Origin of the sequence: Maribacter sp. TH_r10 (genome assembly GCF_033101095.1) — a bacterium.
GTDB lineage: Bacteria > Bacteroidota > Bacteroidia > Flavobacteriales > Flavobacteriaceae > Maribacter_A > Maribacter_A luteus.
Window position 1 is genome coordinate 412,416 of record NZ_JAWMPY010000001.1, and the last position, 18,943, is coordinate 431,358.

Genomic DNA, 18,943 nt, shown 5'->3' on the forward strand with positions numbered 1-18,943 from the left:
ACATTTTTGGTTGAAAATAACTACAGTTTCAAAACCTTTTAGCTAAACTAGCAATAAACTGTTTTAGTGTAAATTGAAAATTAATCTGTCTACCTTCGAAGAACCTAATATTGACCTTTGTAATTAAAGATGAAAACATATGAATATTGGGATATTTAAGAATCGTTAATAGTATTAGTCTATGTCATAGTTGAACATTCTAAAAAATAGTGATTCGGTCATCTTCAAAATAATGATCAATGGCAATTCCTAAATTACTTTTATAGTATTTAATCAGCAAAAGTTTTCATAAATCGAATCCATATTAAACTATAAATTTAAATCTAGAAATAGAAAACATCCCTTTTAACAAAACCTTTTTATACAGCCCCATTAAAATAATTGCAGTTTTATTTTTATAATTAAATATTTAGAGAAAAAATAGTTTTATTTTAGTAGGTATGAAAAAAATAAAGGTTTTACATATAAGCGAACCTTTTGCTGCTGGTGTTTATAATTATATAAAAGATTTATGTCGTTTTTGTGATACTGAAAAGGACATTGAAAGCTATGTTACATATAGTGGAAAAAGAGAAGACACTAATAAGGAAAATTTCGAACATGATTTCTCTCCTAACACCACTCTAGTAGAAGTAGATATGGAAAGAGAAATTTCGCCTATCAATGACTTTCTTGCCGTTTATAAGATCATTAAGGAAATTAGGAGAATAAAGCCAGATGTCATCCACCTACACTCTTCCAAAGCCGGTGTATTGGGCCGCATTGCAGCGAAAACTTACCCTGAAGCAAAATTGTATTATACACCGCATGGATATTCCTTTGTACGGGAAGATATTTCGGAATTTAAAAAGAAATTGTTTTGGACCATTGAAAAAAATACTTCACGGTTTTTTGGCGGAATTACAATTGCTTGTGGCGACACTGAATATGAATTTGCAAAACAAATAAAACACAATTCTTATCTAATTAGAAACGGGGTTGATGTCAACGAAATAGAAAAAAAAGAGAAAAACAAACGATCTAAAGGTTTTGTTATTGGCACTATAGGCAGAATATCACCTCAAAAAAACCCTTATCTATTCAATCAAATTGCATTAAAATTCCCTGAAATTGAATTTATATGGGTTGGTGATGGTGAGAACAAAAATATTCTAACCTCTAAAAACATAAAGGTAAAGGGATGGATTCCACGAGAAGAGGTTTTGGACCTTATAAATGAATTTAATATTTATATACAAACATCTTCATGGGAAGGATTACCTTTTACTATTATTGAAGCAATGGCACTAAAAAAACCTATTATTGCAACCAATGTGATTGGAAATAAAGATGCCGTTAAACATAATTACAATGGTATTTTATGTTCTAATTTAAAAGAATTTGAAAAGGCTATATTAAAAGTTTTGGAGGATTCTTCTTTCGTAGAAAAAATGGGTGTAAAATCACAAATGAGAGCTAAGAAATTATTTAATAAAAATTCTAATTTCAAGGAGCTTATTAAACTATACAAAAATTAAGCTCCAATCATTACCAATTAAAAATTCAGATTGCTGTTTTTTAAAATATCTTTTTGGGTGCATATAGTTATAGACTCTCTTAAGATTCTAATTGGTATTGTGCTTTATTAGGAAATCCCTCAGTATTACGTTGCGTTTCGTGAGTACACTTAAATTGTCCATTAATACAATTGGAATTATACCTGAGAAAATTATAACGCCATGATATCTGTTTAAATAACTCTCCATCAAACATGCTATTCCAAAAAACAAAATGAAAATAAAAAATATTGAATTTTTCTTACCACTTTCCTTCAAAATATAAATCAAAAAACTTAAGAACACAGATAAACCTAAAATTCCCGTTTTTAAATATTCCTGGAGATATTGATTATGTGCATTTAATTCATATTTAATTCCTGTTAAAAAGGTATTATCCTTGTATAAATGATTTAGATAAAATTGAGTATCCCCTGTCCCAACTCCAAATGGAAAGCTATTTTTCCAATCCGAAATAACCATATAGGCAATATATAAACGATGTTCAAATGAATTTCTAGTATACGCATACTTATTTTTCACTATAATCTGATCAATATTTGGACTTACTGTAATCAAAGGCTCATATTTTCTTTCCAATTTTTTGCTATTATTAACAACAAGAACAGATAATAATATTAATCCTCCTAAAATTATAGAGAACGTTTTACCTGAAGTGATGTAATAAACTTTCCGTACAAATATTAAGAGACTAACTACTAAAAAAATAAGTCCTGTAAAGTTATTCATTACTAAAATAAAATATGCACTTACCAAAACCAGAAGAACGTTAAATATTAAATTATTTACGTTTAAATCTTTAATACTAAAAAACACCCCTAATAATAAAACAAACACTAAGTAAAACTGACTTAATCCAATTTTATCAACAAACCAAATTTGAACAAAATTGTCCATGCCTCGATATTCATCTGAAATAGCATATCCAGTTGCAATTAATATAAAAACAATTGGGATTAATATTTTAAGAATTAGATATACTCTTTTAAAACCGTTAGTTTTTCCTTCACTAATTATAATTGCAGGTAAGAAAACGAACGGTAATAAAACCAAAACTTTGGTAAGGCCCTTTTCAAAATATTCAGTATATGTTAAACCAATAATTTGAATAACAAAAAAAACTAGGTAGTATAACACTAATCTACTTTTCCTAATTATCTTTAACTTATTGGATAGATTACTTTTTTTATCTATAAAAAAAAACAACACTAATATATATAAAGTTAGTGTGCTTGGCAAATAACCTATTGGTAATGATGTGATTAAAAACACTATTAAAGCGTTAAAAACATTTTCTCTATAATTTAAAAACCAGTTAAAATTCATGCATCACAAGGGTATTAGAATTTAAATCAACGGTATAATCATTTCCATCAGTAATTGAAATTTCGCCTATTAGATTAGGAACATATCCTTGACTTTCATCAAGGATAATACTATAGGTACCATAGCCCATTTGATTGTTAATTACTAAAGTGTCTATTCTATTGTTTTCAGAACGATTCATCCAAACTCCGGAAAATATTTTTTCTTCACCAATAGAAGCTTTTTCTACTGGTTTAATATTGTCTTTGTTTTTAGATAGCCCATAATTATTAACCTTTATTTTACCAATATAATGACTAGACCCAGAGATATACGCTCCGGTTCTTTTTGAATTTTTTATAAGTATATGTTTGATAATCACCCTTTTAGGGGTGTCCTGAAATCCATGAATCATAAGTGCCGCCTGACTATATTGAAAAAAAACATCGTCTCCCCCAGATTCTTCAATGGAAAGTTCATTCATTGTAATATCCTTACTCCCAGAATAGATATTAACACCTCTATTAGCCCTTTTATGCAGATTATTAATTTTATCCGTACGTAAACTAACTTCGTTAAAACTGATATTTGATGAATTTTTCAGAAAAAGCTGGTCTAATATTTCTATTTCACCCGTTATATTTACATTATTTGTATTTACAATTGATAATTTACCAGCAATTATTGATGAATTGAAATGAATATTTAAGTTCTTCTTATTCTCAAGAACAAAATTAATTGGATATAGTCCTTTTGGAAAAGAAATATCCACTCCACTACTCCCTATATCTATTATTGAATCAATTTGTTCTTTTAATAGGTGTTTATCTTGAAAACCGTATCTTCTTATATCTCCATAGTTATATGAAGTATTTTTCACCCAAATAGAATCATTTGTTTTACTTGGAATTTCAAGTGGAATATCGATAACAGATTTCGATCTATTTACTTCACATGAAAAGAGCAATATCAATATTAAACCAAATACTAAATATTTCGTCATTATAAAAATCTATTTTTTTGTATTTACTGTAATATAGGAAAGTAATTTATACGTATAACTCATAAACAAAAATCCTATAATTAAATAGATTCCATTACCCCCTGATATTAAATTAAAAACAGGGAAGAGAAAATTTAATATACATAAAAAAAGAATTAAAGGAATAACTGTAAAATTACTTTTCGTGATAGCGGTTTTATAGATACGTGCTTGCCAATAACCAAATAAAAACATAAAAATAACAGCCCATCCTTTAAAGTCCATATATATATCTCCGAAAAAAGTAATGTACTTACCAGGTCTTGGTATATAGTTATATGCCCTTCCGTCAAACCCCCCAAATATCAGTTCAAAGAATTTGAAAATAACAAAGAAAGTGTGCGAACCAAATTGCGATGGTGCATCAAAATGATCTATTAAATATGAAAATTCCACTATACTATGTAAATAATAAGTATAAAATGAAGCAAGTCCCACAAAAAATGATTGTATATAGAATGAATTTATAGATAAGATAAAAGTAATAAAGCTTTTATCCAAAATCGTGTAATCCATATAACTTCCTTTCATTAAAATAAACTCTATAGCTCTTTCTCTAGTCCCCATAAACTCCATAGTTCTTGATATGAAAATTTCTGTGAGAATTACAAAAAAGACAAGTCCCAATGCGAGCAAAACAAGGAAATTTTTCATTTTAAAACGAAGTAATTTAAAATGAAAAAGAATTAAAAGTGTTAATACAGAATAAAAAACAGGAATAGCTCGTGATCCAGTTAGAAAGCTTTCCAAAATGAAGTAGAATAAAAAGCTATAGCTAATAATTAATAACCTTTTATGATTAATTCTTAACTTGAAGTATAAAAATAGAGTTAAAAAAACGCTTGCTCTAATAAAATTTCCAATTATACCTAGAATTGTTGGTGGCGCATTAGCCAAAATCTCCCTATTCGCAAATGCACCTTGGCTCAAACTTGCCCCCCTTAAAATAAATTTATCTAGGATTAATAACAAGATGGAAATTAGGGATATTATAAAAAAGAAATAAAACAACCATTTTTTTTCTTTTGGCATATCAATTGGATAGTCTAATAACTTCACTTTTATCCCTATAAAGTATCCTAGGAAAAACAAAAGGTAACATGAGACTAACAGTGCTATGGAAATAAAATTAAAAGGGTATGTATAGGAAATAGGGGCCATTAAATATAAAGCAACCCAAAAAAGAACCCCATATATAGCAGCATTCTTAGGTGATGCGAGTTTTTTATCCATGAATGAGTTTAAAATGATATACAAATAGCTATGCACAAGAATATTGCCGCTACAATTACATAATTTGTTTTCTTAAAAACAATACCTTTTGTAAACAATAGAACTTGTTGAGAAATAACAACTAAAACACCAATTATTAACTGAATAACTGCGAATTTTTCAATATTTAATTTAGGTATAGAAACAAGAATTAATGAAAATAGAAATATAATACCAACAAGGTAATAATTGTAGTTTTGTGCTAATTTTTCTCTTACAATCATGTTCGAAATTAGATTATAAGTAGTCCAAAAAAAAGTAAAAAAGGTTAGTAGAACAAATAATTTCGCGTTTGCAGGGAACGTATCCTTGAAAAAACGTGAATATGGTTGAATAATAACAGGAATTAAATACAAACTAATTACTGAATATATAAGGATAATAATTAAAAACAAGGAAAACATCTTATCCAATGATTTAATACTTTTAGTATAGAATTCCTTAAAATATAAAATAAATAGCATTTGAAAAATTACCAATGAAATTCCTGCAATTCGTAAATAAAAACCAAAAACTCCGATATCTTCGAAATTTTCAGAAAAAAACTCTATTATAAACCTTCCCGAATTCATTAGAAGAATTATTAAAAAGGAACCTATTAAAAGGTGCCAACTATATTTTATAATTTTGATTAATTGAACCTTGGCTATAGATAAATCATTTTTTCTATTCTTAAAAACCCCAATAACAGCAAAAACACAACTATACAACAACATCGGAAGAAAGAAATCACTAAAACTGACAGATGAGCCTAACAAATAATTAATAAGAATTATACCTAAAAAAAGAAAATATATTCCAGAGTCCATCAAGGTCGCATAGATGGCCTGTCCTTGAGCCTTAAAAACATAAGAGTAAAATACCTGATTAGCTAAAACATAACTTATTATTAAAGACAAATAAATGTGTTTTGGGAAAACAAAATATAAAGCTTGGATCAAAATAAAATATACTATTAATAATAATATATACAAAGAATACCCACTTTTAGTATTTAAATCTTCCTTTTTAAGGACAAAATACGCGTAAGATGATGGTATTCCGAAACCTAAAAGGGCATTAAGAATAAATCCTAAACCTCCAAGTGAATACTCAATCTTTCCATACTCCGATTTAGCCATGAATTCTGTTAGAAATAAAGGGGCGAGGAATACACTCGACTTGCTAATAAAAAATGTAAGGAAGTAAATTATTTTTTTTTTAAACAAAACGTATCATTTATATATTCCTTATTCTTTCAAAATATCAATGAAGGCGTTATGAAGTTTTTTTATGTTATTTTCATTAATAACATTCTTATTGTTATAAGTATCCCCAATCACACCATCATAACTTAGTGAATTTAGATTATTAAAATATAATATTTTTTCTTCTTTACTAAGTCCAGTAAATCTTCCTTTTTTAATCAATTCTATGATACCTACAATGTCATCATAAGATTCTATACTAAAAGACTGCCTTGTATCATTAAAATAAGTTTTTATCAAGCTAATAACCGGTTTACTGCTTAAAATACATTCTATAGCAATAGTACCCACTACGTTAATAAATAAATCTACAGTGTCAAAAATCTCGCTCATTTTAACATTGCTATGTAAAGCCTCCACATTTTCCTTCTCCGAAATAATTTTTATTAATTCTTTATTGATTTCGAACGAAGATTTTGGGTTTGGTTTTACATATAAAACTTCATTCTTTTTTAATCGTTTACTTATTTCCTTTATTACATCATTTTGATTAGAAAACTTTCTACCCCACACATCAATACTTGATTCAGGTTGCATATGTAAAGGAAAAACTATTGCAAATTTCTCAGAATCTATTTGATTTGTAGATATGTTGTTCCAAACCTTGAGTATTTGTCTGTTTTCGGTATCTTTTAGAAGCTTATTTATTGGAGAAGGGGTATTGTACCTTTCCCCTTCAATAAAACCGCTTAAGACTTTAATTTTATCTGTTATGCTTTCTTTCAGTGATATTTTAGGAGGGACCATATAGTTAGGAATAGAAGTTCTATTTACTATGGCTGAAATAGAATTATGAGCTTCTTTTTCACTCAATACTTCTTTACTCCCCTTATAGGGTACAAGAGAATCATACAAATAAAAGGCAAATCTGCTTACGGGATATCTACAACTTGCTGGATGAAGATATAATATGTTAAATTCCTTGCAAACTTCTAAAGAAATAAGATGATGAAACGACGTTGGTTCGCCAAAGACAAAGTCGGGCCTAATAAATTCAATCGCCTTTCGAATCTCCTTATCGAAGTGATAAAAATGGTTTTTTTCCTTTTTTCCAAAAAACCTTAAATGTCTGTCAGTGGCAATTACAGAATCAAGATAACCATTTTTATGTTCCTTTACACGTGATTTTTTTGGATATTCAAGTAACGTAATATTACCCGTTTTAGGTATAAATTGATGATTTAATACTATCCAATGGATTTCAAAGCCATGGCTTATTAGGCTTTCCGAAATCTTATCGTATAAATAGGTAACATATCTGCTTTCTATAAAAAGTAATTTTTTCATTTTTTCATTATCTTATTGAATGATTTTCCTTAGCTCTATAAGTCACTATTTATCTTCTTCCGTAATCAATCAAAAAACTAAAAAACGAATATTTAAGTTTATGAAATTGCAACTTTAACTTTACGTCAGTAAACAATTGACTTTTATAACAAATTGGCGGATAGAGGCGTTCCTTTAGGAATATCTTGCTTAAACTTTTTCCCGATTATTTCTTTGTAATATTTTGGATGCATGCCATAACCCGGTCGTATGGAGCGTACATTTTCTTTTGTTACAATATCACCGGCTTTAACGTTTTTTACTATAAACAATGATCGGCTAAACTCTCTGCTTTTCTCCTTTTTTTCATTCATTTCATAATCAACATGTCCCATTAACTTTTCAGTTAACCTAACGGCATCTACCATTTTTTTAAATTCCTTTTCGTCTAAGGAGAAATGAGCGTCTGCACCACCGATTGATTTATCCAAAATGAAATGTTTCTCAATAACTTTTGCTCCTAAAGCTACCGCGACCATTGGGGCTTCAATACCCATGGTATGATCGGACAAACCTGATTTCACGTCAAAACGTTCCACTATATCAGGAATGGTTAATAAATTAGCGTCATCTGGAGCTGCAGGATAGGCCGAGGTACATTTTAAAATGGTAATATCATGATTCCCCGCTTTTTTACAGGTTTCAATTGCCAATGCTATATCTTCAATAGTAGCAATTCCTGTTGAAATTATCATTGGCTTTTGTTTAGATGCCATATATTCAATCAAAGGGATATCTGTTATTTCAAAAGAGGCTACTTTATAAATAGGGGTGTTTAGATTCTCTAAAAAATCTACTGCTGTGAAATCAAAAGGGGAGGAAAAACAAACTAAACCTTCTTCCATTGCGGTTTCAAACAATTCTTTATGCCATTCCCAAGGTAAAGAAGCTTGAGTATACAAATCGTATAAATATTGGCCATCCCAATGGGTTCCTTGTGTGATCTTAAAATGATCCTGCCGACTATTTATTGTTATTGTATCTGCGGTATAAGTCTGTAGTTTTATCGCATCTGCTCCCGCTCTTTTAGCGGCTCGTATAGTTTCTGTAGCTATTTTAATACTACCTCCATGATTAGCGGATAATTCAGCGATGATAAAAGTTTTATTCGTATTAGAGTACATGTCGTATAATTTTACTTGTTTTCTCCTTAATTTTATTGAACCAAACTTCTGATGAAAATTCTATCAACTTATAATCGTTATTTGCCTCGTCATTCCTTATACTCTCCTCTAAAAAAACCGCTCCATATAGGGTGTTGATTCTTATTGCATTAACATTGTCCTTTCGAACAAAAGCCTTTATTTTCTGGCACTTCAATTTTTCAAAAGCCAAAAGATGCATACAATAGTTGATAACAGCTCCAAATCCACTCCCTATTTTTTCCGGTGCAATAAAATTGCCACCTATGAATGAAGCTTCAAATTCATTATATTCTACCATTGAAATAGAGCCTAAAATTTCCTCATTTATCTTTAAAACCCAGTACCCAATATTTTTTTCCAACAATTTAGAAATGAAATCAATATGACTCTCTTCAGAAATTATTGCTTGATTCGCCATTCGCATTCTTATTGAAGGATGATTTCTAATCTCCAGTATTTTTAAAGAATCTTCGATGGATAAATTCAAATAATTAATTAATTTATACGGTTCCAATTGAAGGTTAAAATCCTTTTTTAATCCCAGTAAATCAACTTCACTCATTTATTTTAAATTTTCTTCTCCAGCTATCTCAATAAGATCAGATATTCGCTTTAACTGTTTTAATTTTGTTTCCGAAATAGTTTTAGAAAAATTTTCGTCAAAAAACTCAATTAATAACAAACTAGACATAGAATCTATTTCTATATCTGTATTCTCATCGAGGTCTTGCCCTGCTAAAAGTAAGATTCCTTTAATTTCTTCAAAAAAATGTTCTTTTTTCATAGTTCTGTTTATATTTCAATAATAGTCGCTCCCCAAGATAATCCTACTCCAAAACCTGCGAGCAGCACCTTATCTCCCTTTTTAATACTCCCTTCTTTTAATGCTTGATTTAAAGCAATAGGGATGGTAGAGGATACAGTATTGCCTGTATTTTCCAGATTAAGATGGAACTTGTCTTGTGGGATTCCAATTTTTCTCCTTAAGTAGCTTAACATAAACTTATTTGCTTGATGAAAAACAAAGTAGTCTACCTCTTCTTTTTTTAATTCGTTTATTTCTAACGTATCATCAATCAATTTAGGGATGTTATTTATTGTAAAATTAAAAATTTCAGGGCCATTCATATAAATGCAATTATCGGTATATTGATTATCGTCCCCGTAAATTTTAATTTCCGCTTTCGCATTTAATTTGTTCTTCGTTCCACCATTTTTTATAATCAATTTGTCAAAACCTGAACCATCTGACCTCAATTTGAACTTACCAAGTTTATCAATTTCATCGTAAGTAATAATAGATGCTGTTGCTCCATCACCAAATATAGATCTGTTGCCTTTGTCTTGATCATAAATATATTTGGAATACGTATCGGCTGTTAAAAACAGTATTTTTGAAGCAATTTTAGTTTCCAAAAAGCCTTTACACATTGCCAAGCCATAAATATACCCTGAACAGCCAAGACTAAAGTCCAAAGCTCCAGCTGTAACAGGAATTCCTAATCTATCTTGTAAAATACATGCACCTGAAGGTAATATATATTCTGGTGTTTGTGTGCAAAGTATTATAAAGTCAATCTCGTTTTTTTCTGAGTTTTTAATTACCTTTAAGGCTGCTTTATAAGCCAGATCCAAACTTGTTTCATTTGTTCCTGATATGTGCCTAGATTTTATTCCGATTTTATTTTCGATTTTTTCAACATCAAAATCTGGGAAGATTTCTTTTAACCCTGCAGAATCCAGTTTGCCTTCTGGAAGATAATAGGCTATGTTTTCGATTTTAGCTCCCATATTAATTTATTTTTTTCATAAGTGTTAAAAACCTACTTTTTTGTTTTCCATCAATTAAATCCTTTTGAGACAGAATTTGTTTTTGAATGTCATTTACAGTAAGGCCTGACAAGTGTTTATTAAGATAGTTATATTGATATTTATGAAAATCACCAATACCTTTTATGGCGTTTCTTCTTTCAAATTCGTAATAGGCATTCTTTTGGTTGTCTACGTAATATCCAGATACAAGATACATATTAACAGATATTAATTCGAAAATAATAGTACTAGTAGGCGCTATAGCAAAAGTACAAGTATTCATTAAGCTATATAAGCTTTGTTCATTTAAGTTTCTGAATACCCTGACCTTTGGATTTAATTTTTCTATTTGAAAAAGTTCAGTATGTTGATAAGCACTACCAACTACAACATTGATAACTTGAACTTGGGCAATATTTAATAATTCTTGTACAATTTTAAATGTAAAATTATACTTATCGGCTCCTCCAAAACATACAAATGCTGTGTTAAGGGATTCTAGTTCCTTATTTAAAATGGGTTTCTTTAGAAATGATGGTCTTAAAATAGCATATGCCGTTCCAAAAGCGAATTCTGTATAACTTTCCCTAGTGTACTGTTCTATTCGAGCATGTGGCGAATGATTTACAACTAAATCTGCATACATATGCTCATCGGCTAGGTCATCGATATACATTAACTTATAGCCGCTATGTTTTATTTTCTTTTGATAATTACTATTAAATTGATACCCGTCCAATACTAAAATGCATTTGTTGGATGGGTAGTGTTTTGTAAGCCAATCAGGCTCTTCCACATAACTAACCGAATTAGGAATTATATCAACATTATATTTTTCTGGAATTACAGCCATTAAAGTTGATTCTTTGGTAACAAATACATAATCGTATTCATTTTTAAATATTTCTATTAAAGCAAATAGACGAAAAAGATGTCCTAATCCTGTTTCAGAATTTCCATCTGCTCTAAAAATAATCTTTTTGGTCATTAATCATCATTTTATACTTAATTTCAGCCAACTTCCAGTCGGTTTCTGTATCTATATCCTGGGCATGAAGTATGGATATGTTAATAGCACCAGTGTTATATGTAAGTATTTTTTTTTCTTCTAAAAATGCTTTTGATTTAATCCAATAGAATTGACCAGCATCATGATATCTGGGTTCCAGGTCTTGGGACCGGGTGTTTAAATGTTCTGGCCAAACCATGGAGATCTTATCATGTTCGGCTTTTAATGATCGCTGTATTGGATATGAAAACTCAAGTACAGGAAAAACACTATCAAAATCATTGTGTGCCAACTTCTTGTAGGCTTCTTTTATTTTTTCTGATGTTACAAAAGGGGCTGTCGGTAAAATACAACACACATTTTCAAACACCATTCCCTTAGATTTATATTTAATTATAACCTCTTCAATTACATCCGCTAAAACAGCAAAATCATTTGCATTATCCTCACTTCTTAAAAAAGGAACTTTTGCACCGTACTTTTTGGCTATTTCAGCAATTTCCTTATCATCGGTTGATACCATAACCTCATCAAACAAATCACTTTTTAAAGCTGCCTCGATAGAATAAGCAATTATAGGTTTTCCTAAAAAAGGTTTAATATTCTTTCTTGGGATACGTTTACTTCCCCCTCTTGCTGGTATGACTGCTAGATTATCCATTAACAAATGACAACACCTTTTCTATAACAAAACTCTGTTCATCATCAGTCAAACTTGGATACATGGGCAAACTAATACATTTGGAATAGTAATTTTCAGCATTGCTTAAATTTGCACTTCCATAGTCCATTTGTTTGTAATAAGGTAATGTAGGTACTGGAATATAATGAATCTGAGTAAAAATGTTTTCAGTTCTTAAAAAGTCATATAAGCCTTTTCTGTCATCAATCTCTATAACAAATAGGTGGTGCGCATTTACTGTCCCCTCTGGTAAACTTTGAAACTTAATTTTGCCTTTAAAAGCATTCTTATATGCCTCGGCAATTTCATTTCTTCTAATTACACCAGCTTTATTTTTTGAAAGTTGCGTAATTCCTAGTGCGGACTGTATGTCTGTTAGTCTATAATTAAATCCTAGGTCTTGCATCTCATAATACCAACCGCCCTGGTCCTCTTCCATGTTTTCTTTGGTAATTCCATGGGTTCTAAGCAATAATAATTTCCTGTATAAAACCTCAGAGTTAGTGGTCACCATACCGCCTTCACCACAAGCTATATGTTTAACCGGATGGAAAGAAAATACCGCTAAATCCGCATAGTTTCCGTTACCACACTTTTGGCGTTCTCCTTTTGAATCTGTAAAACATCCGCCTGGAGCATGTGCCGCATCTTCAATAATCCAGAGGTCGTGTTCATCGGCTAAGTTTCGGAATTCCTCCAAATTTACTGGTAAGCCTGCAAAATCAACAGGAATAATTCCTTTAAAGTAGCCTTTTGGTTTACTCTTTATAAGGTTTTTGGTGCTTTCCAAAGATAATAGATAGGTATCGGGGTCAATATCAGCAAACCAAACTTCACCCCCGGCGTACCTTACGCAATTAGCGGAAGCCGCAAATGTTATTGGTGTTGTGATTACACGTTCTCCTGGTTTTAAACCTAAAGCCAAAACTGCTAAATGCAATCCAGAAGTAGCGTTGTTTACAGCTACGGCAAATTTGGCTCCAACGTATTCTGCAAACTTGTCTTCAAACTCTTTGACCTTTGGGCCTTGAGTTAAGAAATCTGCAGTAAGGGTTTTTATTACAGCATCAATATCATCTTGCTCGATGTTCTGTTTTCCGTAGGGTATAGATTGCATTATATAACGAAATTAGTATCTACATGTTCTTTTATTAAACTTCTTAGACTTTCCACTGTTTCCCATTCTTCGTTTTCCCCCGAATTATAACTAAAATTAGGTGGTACGGGTTTTGCATTAAATTCTTTTACAAAGTCTTCTAATTTCCATTTATGGGTTGAAGGCAATATCGTATAATATTTTCCTAAATCATAGGTGTAAAAAGAATCTGAAGGGGTAATCATTTCTTCATGAATTTTTTCACCAGGTCTTATGCCTATAACAGGTTTTTCACATTCAGGTGCAATGGCTTCTGCTACATCCATAATCCTGTAAGATGGTATTTTAGGAACATAAAGCTCTCCACCCCAAGCATATTTCATGGCATGCATAACCATATCCACTCCTCCTTGTAAGGATATATTGAAACGTGTCATATTGGGATCCGTGATTGGTAAAGAACCTTCTTTTTTCTTATTTATGAAAAAAGGAATCACAGAGCCATTGGATCCCATTACGTTTCCATATCTGACTACAGAAAAGCGAATAGGTCTATCACCTTTGATGTTATTTGCTGCAATAAATAATTTATCAGAAGTTAACTTTGTAGCACCATAGAGATTTATGGGTGCACAAGCCTTGTCCGTAGATAACGCCACTACTCTTTCAACGTTCGTCTCAAAACAAGCATCAACCACATTTTGAGCCCCTCCTATGTTTGTTTTTATACATTCCTCTGGGTTATATTCCGCGAGATGGACGTGCTTCATAGCGGCTGCATGTATTACGTAATCTACACCTTTAAATGCCCTAATCAATCGGTCTCTATCCCTAACATCTCCTATAAAGAATCTTATTTGAGGGAATCGATCAATAGGGTATTCTTGAGCCATCTGGAATTGTTTCTGCTCATCTCTCGAAAAGATGATAACCCTTCTAATTTCAGAATGATTACGTAAAATATGACTAGTTAAAGCCTTTCCCAAGGAACCAGTCCCTCCAGTGATCAAAAGTGATTTGCCTGTAAAATCCATTATACCTATATTATTTTTAATTTAAAACGTTAATTTCCGTGTATTGGAAAAATTTTTATGATTATTCTTCTATACAACTATTGCATTGCTTTTGTTAAAAACAATTATCAATCGTAAATTATAACCCAAGAATATTTTAAATTTAGATTAACTCTCCAACCTTTTTATTCAAAAACCTTATAAATGAAATCAAAAAGAACAACCCAATAAGTATAAATGGTATCAAGATAATGTTCTTCCCAAATAAAGGTTTCTGAACTTGTTGAGGCTTCCCAAAATTAATTACCCTAACGGCTTCAGTCATATTTTTTAATTCTACTTTTTTACTTTCTATATCTCTTATTAAACCATTCTTAAGGTCGAATAAGCCCTTTAGGTCGATTTTCTCTTCCGTATCAAAGGAAATGGTGCCTTGAGCGACCGAATTGTTGTCCTTGCTCGCTAATTTATCACCATAACTAGTAATAAGACCGTCTATTTGTTCAACTAAATTGGTATTTTGTTTAATTCGTTCTTGGGCATTTCCTATATATACATTTATTAACTCCCTAAAATATTCATTGGAATTTATATAAGCCATTAGTTTTTTGGCATACTCTTGGCCTAAGATCGGATCCTTAAAATAAAAAGTGATCTTATGGTTGATTAACGTACTCTTACTTAAGATTTCTGCCCTAACGATATCGGAAATGGCCTCGGAAGATCCTTCAAAGCCTTTCAATAACTCTAGATATTCTGTTCCCTGCTCGTTGTTTTTTCTAGTATCCCCTAAGGATTCGACAGTAACCTCAAAGCCATCCAAATTTTCAATATCAATACCCAAATCCATGAAAAACAGGGTATCCTTGGCTTTTATGTTCGATTGTATTTCGTCAACTACTTCATACAAATAATTTCGGCTGTCCAGATTCGGCTTCACAATAACCTCTGTCTTCATTTTCTTTGATAAAATCTGGTTTAAACCAAAGCCTATTGCAATTCCTAAAACTATCAATCCCAATAGAATCAAGGCATTCTTTTTTAAGTAAAGAAATACTCTCAAAAAGCTCCTGAAAACACTGTTAAAACCTTTCCCTATTAATTGAAACAACTGTCCCAAATCTATTTCGTCCGAGGAGTTGGTGTTGTTAGGCGTATTATTTTCTGCCATTATATCTTATGAATTAAATATTTGTTCTAAAATCCGGTCCGTAATCAAATATGTGGGTTTTACCCCTGTGGTTCCCAAACCACCTGAGGCCAACGTGCCTCCTGTTTCCAACGGGTTATCAGAGGCATAATAGGCATATCTTACCTTTACATCGCCGCGAATACTCTTACGTATTTTCGATGCCGATTGAATGGCTTTCTGATAATGTACCCCTTCCATCTCCAAACCAATGACGTTCCATGTAGATTTATGGAAAAACTTCAAAATGTCCCTATTCTGCAATGAAGTTCCTAAAACCGTTACCATGGCACCTTCAAAAACCTCTAAACCATGACCTTGAAAATCTTTCGAGGACAATTCATTCTTAAAGGGATAATTATCAGATGTCCCTTCAAATATATGTGCAGAAGGTATCATTAAATCACCTTTTCCGCCTTCCAAAATACCGGCTTTACCCATAATCGAAATCGAAGCTACATCTAAGAAAATATCCCCTTTTTCTTTACTTTTATAAGGCTTTAGCAACTCATCTATGGTTTCATAGGCTTGCTCCCCAAAGGCATAATCCATCACAAATATAACAGGTTTTTCTTCCTTTGAAAGGCCTTTCGGCAAATCATAGCAACAAGCGTCATCCCCTATCTTCGCCAAATCAAAAATCTGGACATCGATATTGGTGCCCGTCTCATCATCTATGGTAATCATCCCATTTTTTCTTGCAACATCCCTTACTTTCTTTTGTAACAAATGATTTTCATGGGAACTCAGTGCCTTATAAATTTCCAAGGAGCCATCCTTGGGATATTCTTTTGCCAAGGCCTTTTTGGCAAAGAGCGAATTCATTACACTGTGCATATTCGCACTTATGATATGAATAGGTCTTGACAACAAATCATTTTTCGCCAAAACTTCTTTAATGGTATTCGCCCAACGTTCCCCATGAATATGGTGCCCTAACCTTTCACGTAACATTGATGTAAAGGTAATGGCCCTTTTGTTTCCGGTTACCTCTTCCTCAATGGCCAGCTTACCCATCCAATAGATTATATGAAGAAACTTTTCAGGTTCGGCTTTGGTAGCGAATTTTTTGTGGTATTCCAGAACTTCCTCAAAAGGTCGGTTCAGAATATTCGAAGTATGTATCAAAGCTACCTCGCGATCAGCCAAAGTCAGTTTTTTCTTTTTAACGGCAGCTTCCAATTTGCCCCAATCACGAATGGTCTCAGCCGTATCCTCTATAAGGACATGCTTACATATTTTATGGGACTCTATAAATAAAAACGTTAGATGCGTAAGTATATCATAAATATCGGATCTTCCCCTAGTGATCTCGATATTCATCTGTTCATCATCGATGCGATAACAATTTCTTCTCCTTTTCGGTGGAATAATCGGTGCAAAATGGGCTTTCCCATAGCCTTCATCCGAAGTAAGGTTAATATACCTACACTGCTCAATACCCTCGGGCAAACGTTCTAAAACATAAACAAGTCCGTCCAATTCCGCTTTTTCTTCAGCAATTGAACCATAAATCTCCGGTCGTAATTGCAAAAGGGCGTTTCTTAACGTTTCTCCCGATACGCCCATGGGTTTATAAAAACCACGATTGAAAAGGTGGCGCATGGTTATGTACAAACGCTCAATGGCATTGGTAGATTCTTGTGCCCTTGTTGTTACTCTAGTATTTTTCATACGTAAATTTCATGCAAAATTACAATTTAAATATATGATAAATAAGCAGTTCAATAAAGTTCGTGCCAGTGGCTATTATTCTTCAGCAAATCGGGATAGGTTGTCGGCTACTTTACGGTCGTTCGATAAACGTTGTACCTTGTTCTGCCCGCCTAACTTTCCTATCGATTTCATATACTCCTGGAAACCACCGCTTTTGATCGGACATATTTTTAGGGTTTGTAAAATCTTACCATCGATCAAATCAAAATAATAACTGTTCTGCTTCTGCAGTGAAGTATCTAAAGTCTCAATGAATTTTTTCATATCCGTTGGATGCTTTTCAAACTCGATCAACCATTCGTGATAGGGTAATTCATTTTCTTTCGGGGTAATTTGAGGGGCCACCGTAAACTCGTTTATTCGAGCGTCCGTGGCAGAAACGGCTTGTAACATTGCTTCTTCAACTTCTTTCGCAATAACGTGTTCACCAAAGGCGGAAATAAAATGTTTTATTCGACCCGAAACCACTACCTTGAATGGTTTCAATGAAATAAACTGAATGGTATCCCCAAGGTTATAACCCCATAAACCGGCATTAGTTGATATGATCATTACATAATTTACACCTATCTCAACATCTTTGAGCGTAAGTCGTTCCCTGTCTTCATTGAAAAACTCATCGGCCTTTACAAACTCATAAAAAATGCCTGAATTCAAAAGCAACAACATCCCCTTTTCAGTTTGGGAATCCTGATAGGCGAAAAAACCTTCACTTGCGGGAAACAGTTCTATACTATCCACTTTTCTCCCTATAAGATTTTCGAACTTGGCCCTGTAAGGTTCATAATTTACACCACCATATATAAACAGTCTAAAATTCTTGAACAATTCCCCCACTTTTTTGTTCCCTTTGGCACTAAGCTTCTCAAAATACATTTGAACCCATGAAGGTATTCCGGCTATGACGGTCATATCTTCATTTATGGTTTCATCTACTATGGCGTCAACTTTTGTTTCCCAATCTTCAATGCAATTGGTTTCCCAGCTGGGCAACCTATTCTTCTGTAGATAGCTTGGTACATAATGGGCCGAAATTCCGGATAACCGGCCTAATTTGATTCCGTTCTTATCCTCCAATTCGGGGCTCCCTTGTAGAAAAATCATTTTTCCGTCAACGAAATCTACATTGCCCGTCTCATTGATGTAATTTAAAATTGCGTTTCGTGAAGCTTCTACCTGATGTTTTATAGAAACCTTTGTTATGGGAATATATTTTGCTCCTGACGTGGTTCCTGAGGTTTTAGCAAAATATATAGGTTTGCCGGGCCAAAGAATATCGACATTTCCGGCCACTACTTTTTCAACATAGCCCTTAAGTTCCTCATAATCCCGTATAGGGACATTTTTTACAAAATCGGCATGGGTCTTTATCTGCTCAAAATGATGTTCTTTGCCAAAAAGTGTGTAGCTGGCGGTTTTTATCAAATCCTTGAATACCGCATCTTGGGTTTCCAATGGATGGTTTACCCATTTTTCCGTTTTTTTAGCGACACGTTTTGCGAAAATTTTGGCCGCGATGGACTTTAATGACAT

General features: G+C 32.3%; 17 protein-coding genes. 1 reads left to right on the top strand and 16 read right to left on the bottom strand.

The window, feature by feature from the left end; translation table 11 throughout:
• The first annotated feature begins 440 nt into the window (after window positions 1-440).
• Window positions 441-1,517: a glycosyltransferase gene (locus tag R3X28_RS01760; RefSeq protein ID WP_317661957.1), complete on the top strand. Its 1,077-nt coding sequence runs from the start codon at window positions 441-443 to the stop codon at window positions 1,515-1,517.
• Window positions 1,518-1,604: 87 nt separating this feature from the next.
• Here the strand turns inward: R3X28_RS01760 and R3X28_RS01765 are convergent, their stop codons facing one another.
• From R3X28_RS01765 to R3X28_RS01840, 16 genes are all read right to left on the bottom strand, one after another.
• Window positions 1,605-2,882, bottom strand: a complete 1,278-nt coding sequence (locus tag R3X28_RS01765) for an O-antigen ligase family protein (RefSeq protein WP_317661958.1) — start codon at window positions 2,880-2,882, stop codon at window positions 1,605-1,607.
• The gene (locus R3X28_RS01770) at window positions 2,872-3,864 is read right to left on the bottom strand and encodes a hypothetical protein (RefSeq protein WP_317661959.1); all 993 of its coding nucleotides are present in this window, start codon (window positions 3,862-3,864) and stop codon (window positions 2,872-2,874) included. Before R3X28_RS01770 ends, R3X28_RS01765 begins: the two co-directional genes overlap by 11 nt.
• A 9-nt stretch (window positions 3,865-3,873) precedes the next feature.
• Window positions 3,874-5,136 carry an O-antigen polymerase gene (locus R3X28_RS01775; protein ID WP_317661960.1) on the bottom strand — a complete coding sequence of 421 codons (1,263 nt, stop codon included), beginning with the start codon at window positions 5,134-5,136 and terminating at the stop codon, window positions 3,874-3,876.
• A gap of 8 nt (window positions 5,137-5,144) precedes the next feature.
• On the bottom strand, window positions 5,145-6,296 hold the full coding sequence (locus tag R3X28_RS01780; protein WP_317661961.1) for a hypothetical protein: 1,152 nt from the start codon (window positions 6,294-6,296) through the stop codon (window positions 5,145-5,147).
• Window positions 6,297-6,404: 108 nt separating this feature from the next.
• Window positions 6,405-7,709 carry a hypothetical protein gene (locus tag R3X28_RS01785; protein ID WP_317661962.1) on the bottom strand — a complete coding sequence of 435 codons (1,305 nt, stop codon included), beginning with the start codon at window positions 7,707-7,709 and terminating at the stop codon, window positions 6,405-6,407.
• A gap of 143 nt (window positions 7,710-7,852) precedes the next feature.
• The gene (gene pseI / locus R3X28_RS01790; RefSeq protein ID WP_317661963.1) at window positions 7,853-8,872 is read right to left on the bottom strand and encodes a pseudaminic acid synthase; all 1,020 of its coding nucleotides are present in this window, start codon (window positions 8,870-8,872) and stop codon (window positions 7,853-7,855) included.
• The gene (locus tag R3X28_RS01795) at window positions 8,862-9,455 is read right to left on the bottom strand and encodes a GNAT family N-acetyltransferase (RefSeq protein ID WP_317661964.1); all 594 of its coding nucleotides are present in this window, start codon (window positions 9,453-9,455) and stop codon (window positions 8,862-8,864) included. Before R3X28_RS01795 ends, pseI begins: the two co-directional genes overlap by 11 nt.
• Entirely contained in the window at window positions 9,456-9,677 is a 222-nt protein-coding gene (locus R3X28_RS01800) for a hypothetical protein (RefSeq protein WP_317661965.1), read from the bottom strand.
• Between the two features lie 8 nt (window positions 9,678-9,685).
• A complete protein-coding gene (locus tag R3X28_RS01805; protein WP_317661966.1) occupies window positions 9,686-10,684 on the bottom strand; it encodes a ketoacyl-ACP synthase III in 999 nt (332 codons plus the stop codon).
• A 1-nt stretch (window position 10,685) separates the two neighbouring features.
• Window positions 10,686-11,693 (bottom strand): UDP-2,4-diacetamido-2,4,6-trideoxy-beta-L-altropyranose hydrolase, encoded by a 1,008-nt coding sequence (gene pseG / locus R3X28_RS01810; RefSeq protein ID WP_317661968.1) that lies wholly within the window; start codon window positions 11,691-11,693, stop codon window positions 10,686-10,688.
• Window positions 11,671-12,375 (bottom strand): pseudaminic acid cytidylyltransferase, encoded by a 705-nt coding sequence (gene pseF / locus R3X28_RS01815; RefSeq protein ID WP_317661970.1) that lies wholly within the window; start codon window positions 12,373-12,375, stop codon window positions 11,671-11,673. The genes pseG and pseF overlap by 23 nt, the downstream gene beginning before the upstream one ends.
• Window positions 12,368-13,513 (bottom strand): UDP-4-amino-4,6-dideoxy-N-acetyl-beta-L-altrosamine transaminase, encoded by a 1,146-nt coding sequence (pseC, locus tag R3X28_RS01820; protein WP_317661971.1) that lies wholly within the window; start codon window positions 13,511-13,513, stop codon window positions 12,368-12,370. Before pseC ends, pseF begins: the two co-directional genes overlap by 8 nt.
• Window positions 13,513-14,526 (bottom strand): UDP-N-acetylglucosamine 4,6-dehydratase (inverting), encoded by a 1,014-nt coding sequence (gene pseB, locus R3X28_RS01825; RefSeq protein WP_317661972.1) that lies wholly within the window; start codon window positions 14,524-14,526, stop codon window positions 13,513-13,515. Before pseB ends, pseC begins: the two co-directional genes overlap by 1 nt.
• 142 nt (window positions 14,527-14,668) lie before the next feature.
• A complete protein-coding gene (locus R3X28_RS01830; RefSeq protein ID WP_317661973.1) occupies window positions 14,669-15,676 on the bottom strand; it encodes a hypothetical protein in 1,008 nt (335 codons plus the stop codon).
• 6 nt (window positions 15,677-15,682) lie between these two features.
• Window positions 15,683-17,368 carry a DUF6909 family protein gene (locus R3X28_RS01835; protein ID WP_317661974.1) on the bottom strand — a complete coding sequence of 562 codons (1,686 nt, stop codon included), beginning with the start codon at window positions 17,366-17,368 and terminating at the stop codon, window positions 15,683-15,685.
• A gap of 75 nt (window positions 17,369-17,443) precedes the next feature.
• Window positions 17,444-18,943 carry a GH3 auxin-responsive promoter family protein gene (locus R3X28_RS01840; protein WP_317661975.1) on the bottom strand — a complete coding sequence of 500 codons (1,500 nt, stop codon included), beginning with the start codon at window positions 18,941-18,943 and terminating at the stop codon, window positions 17,444-17,446.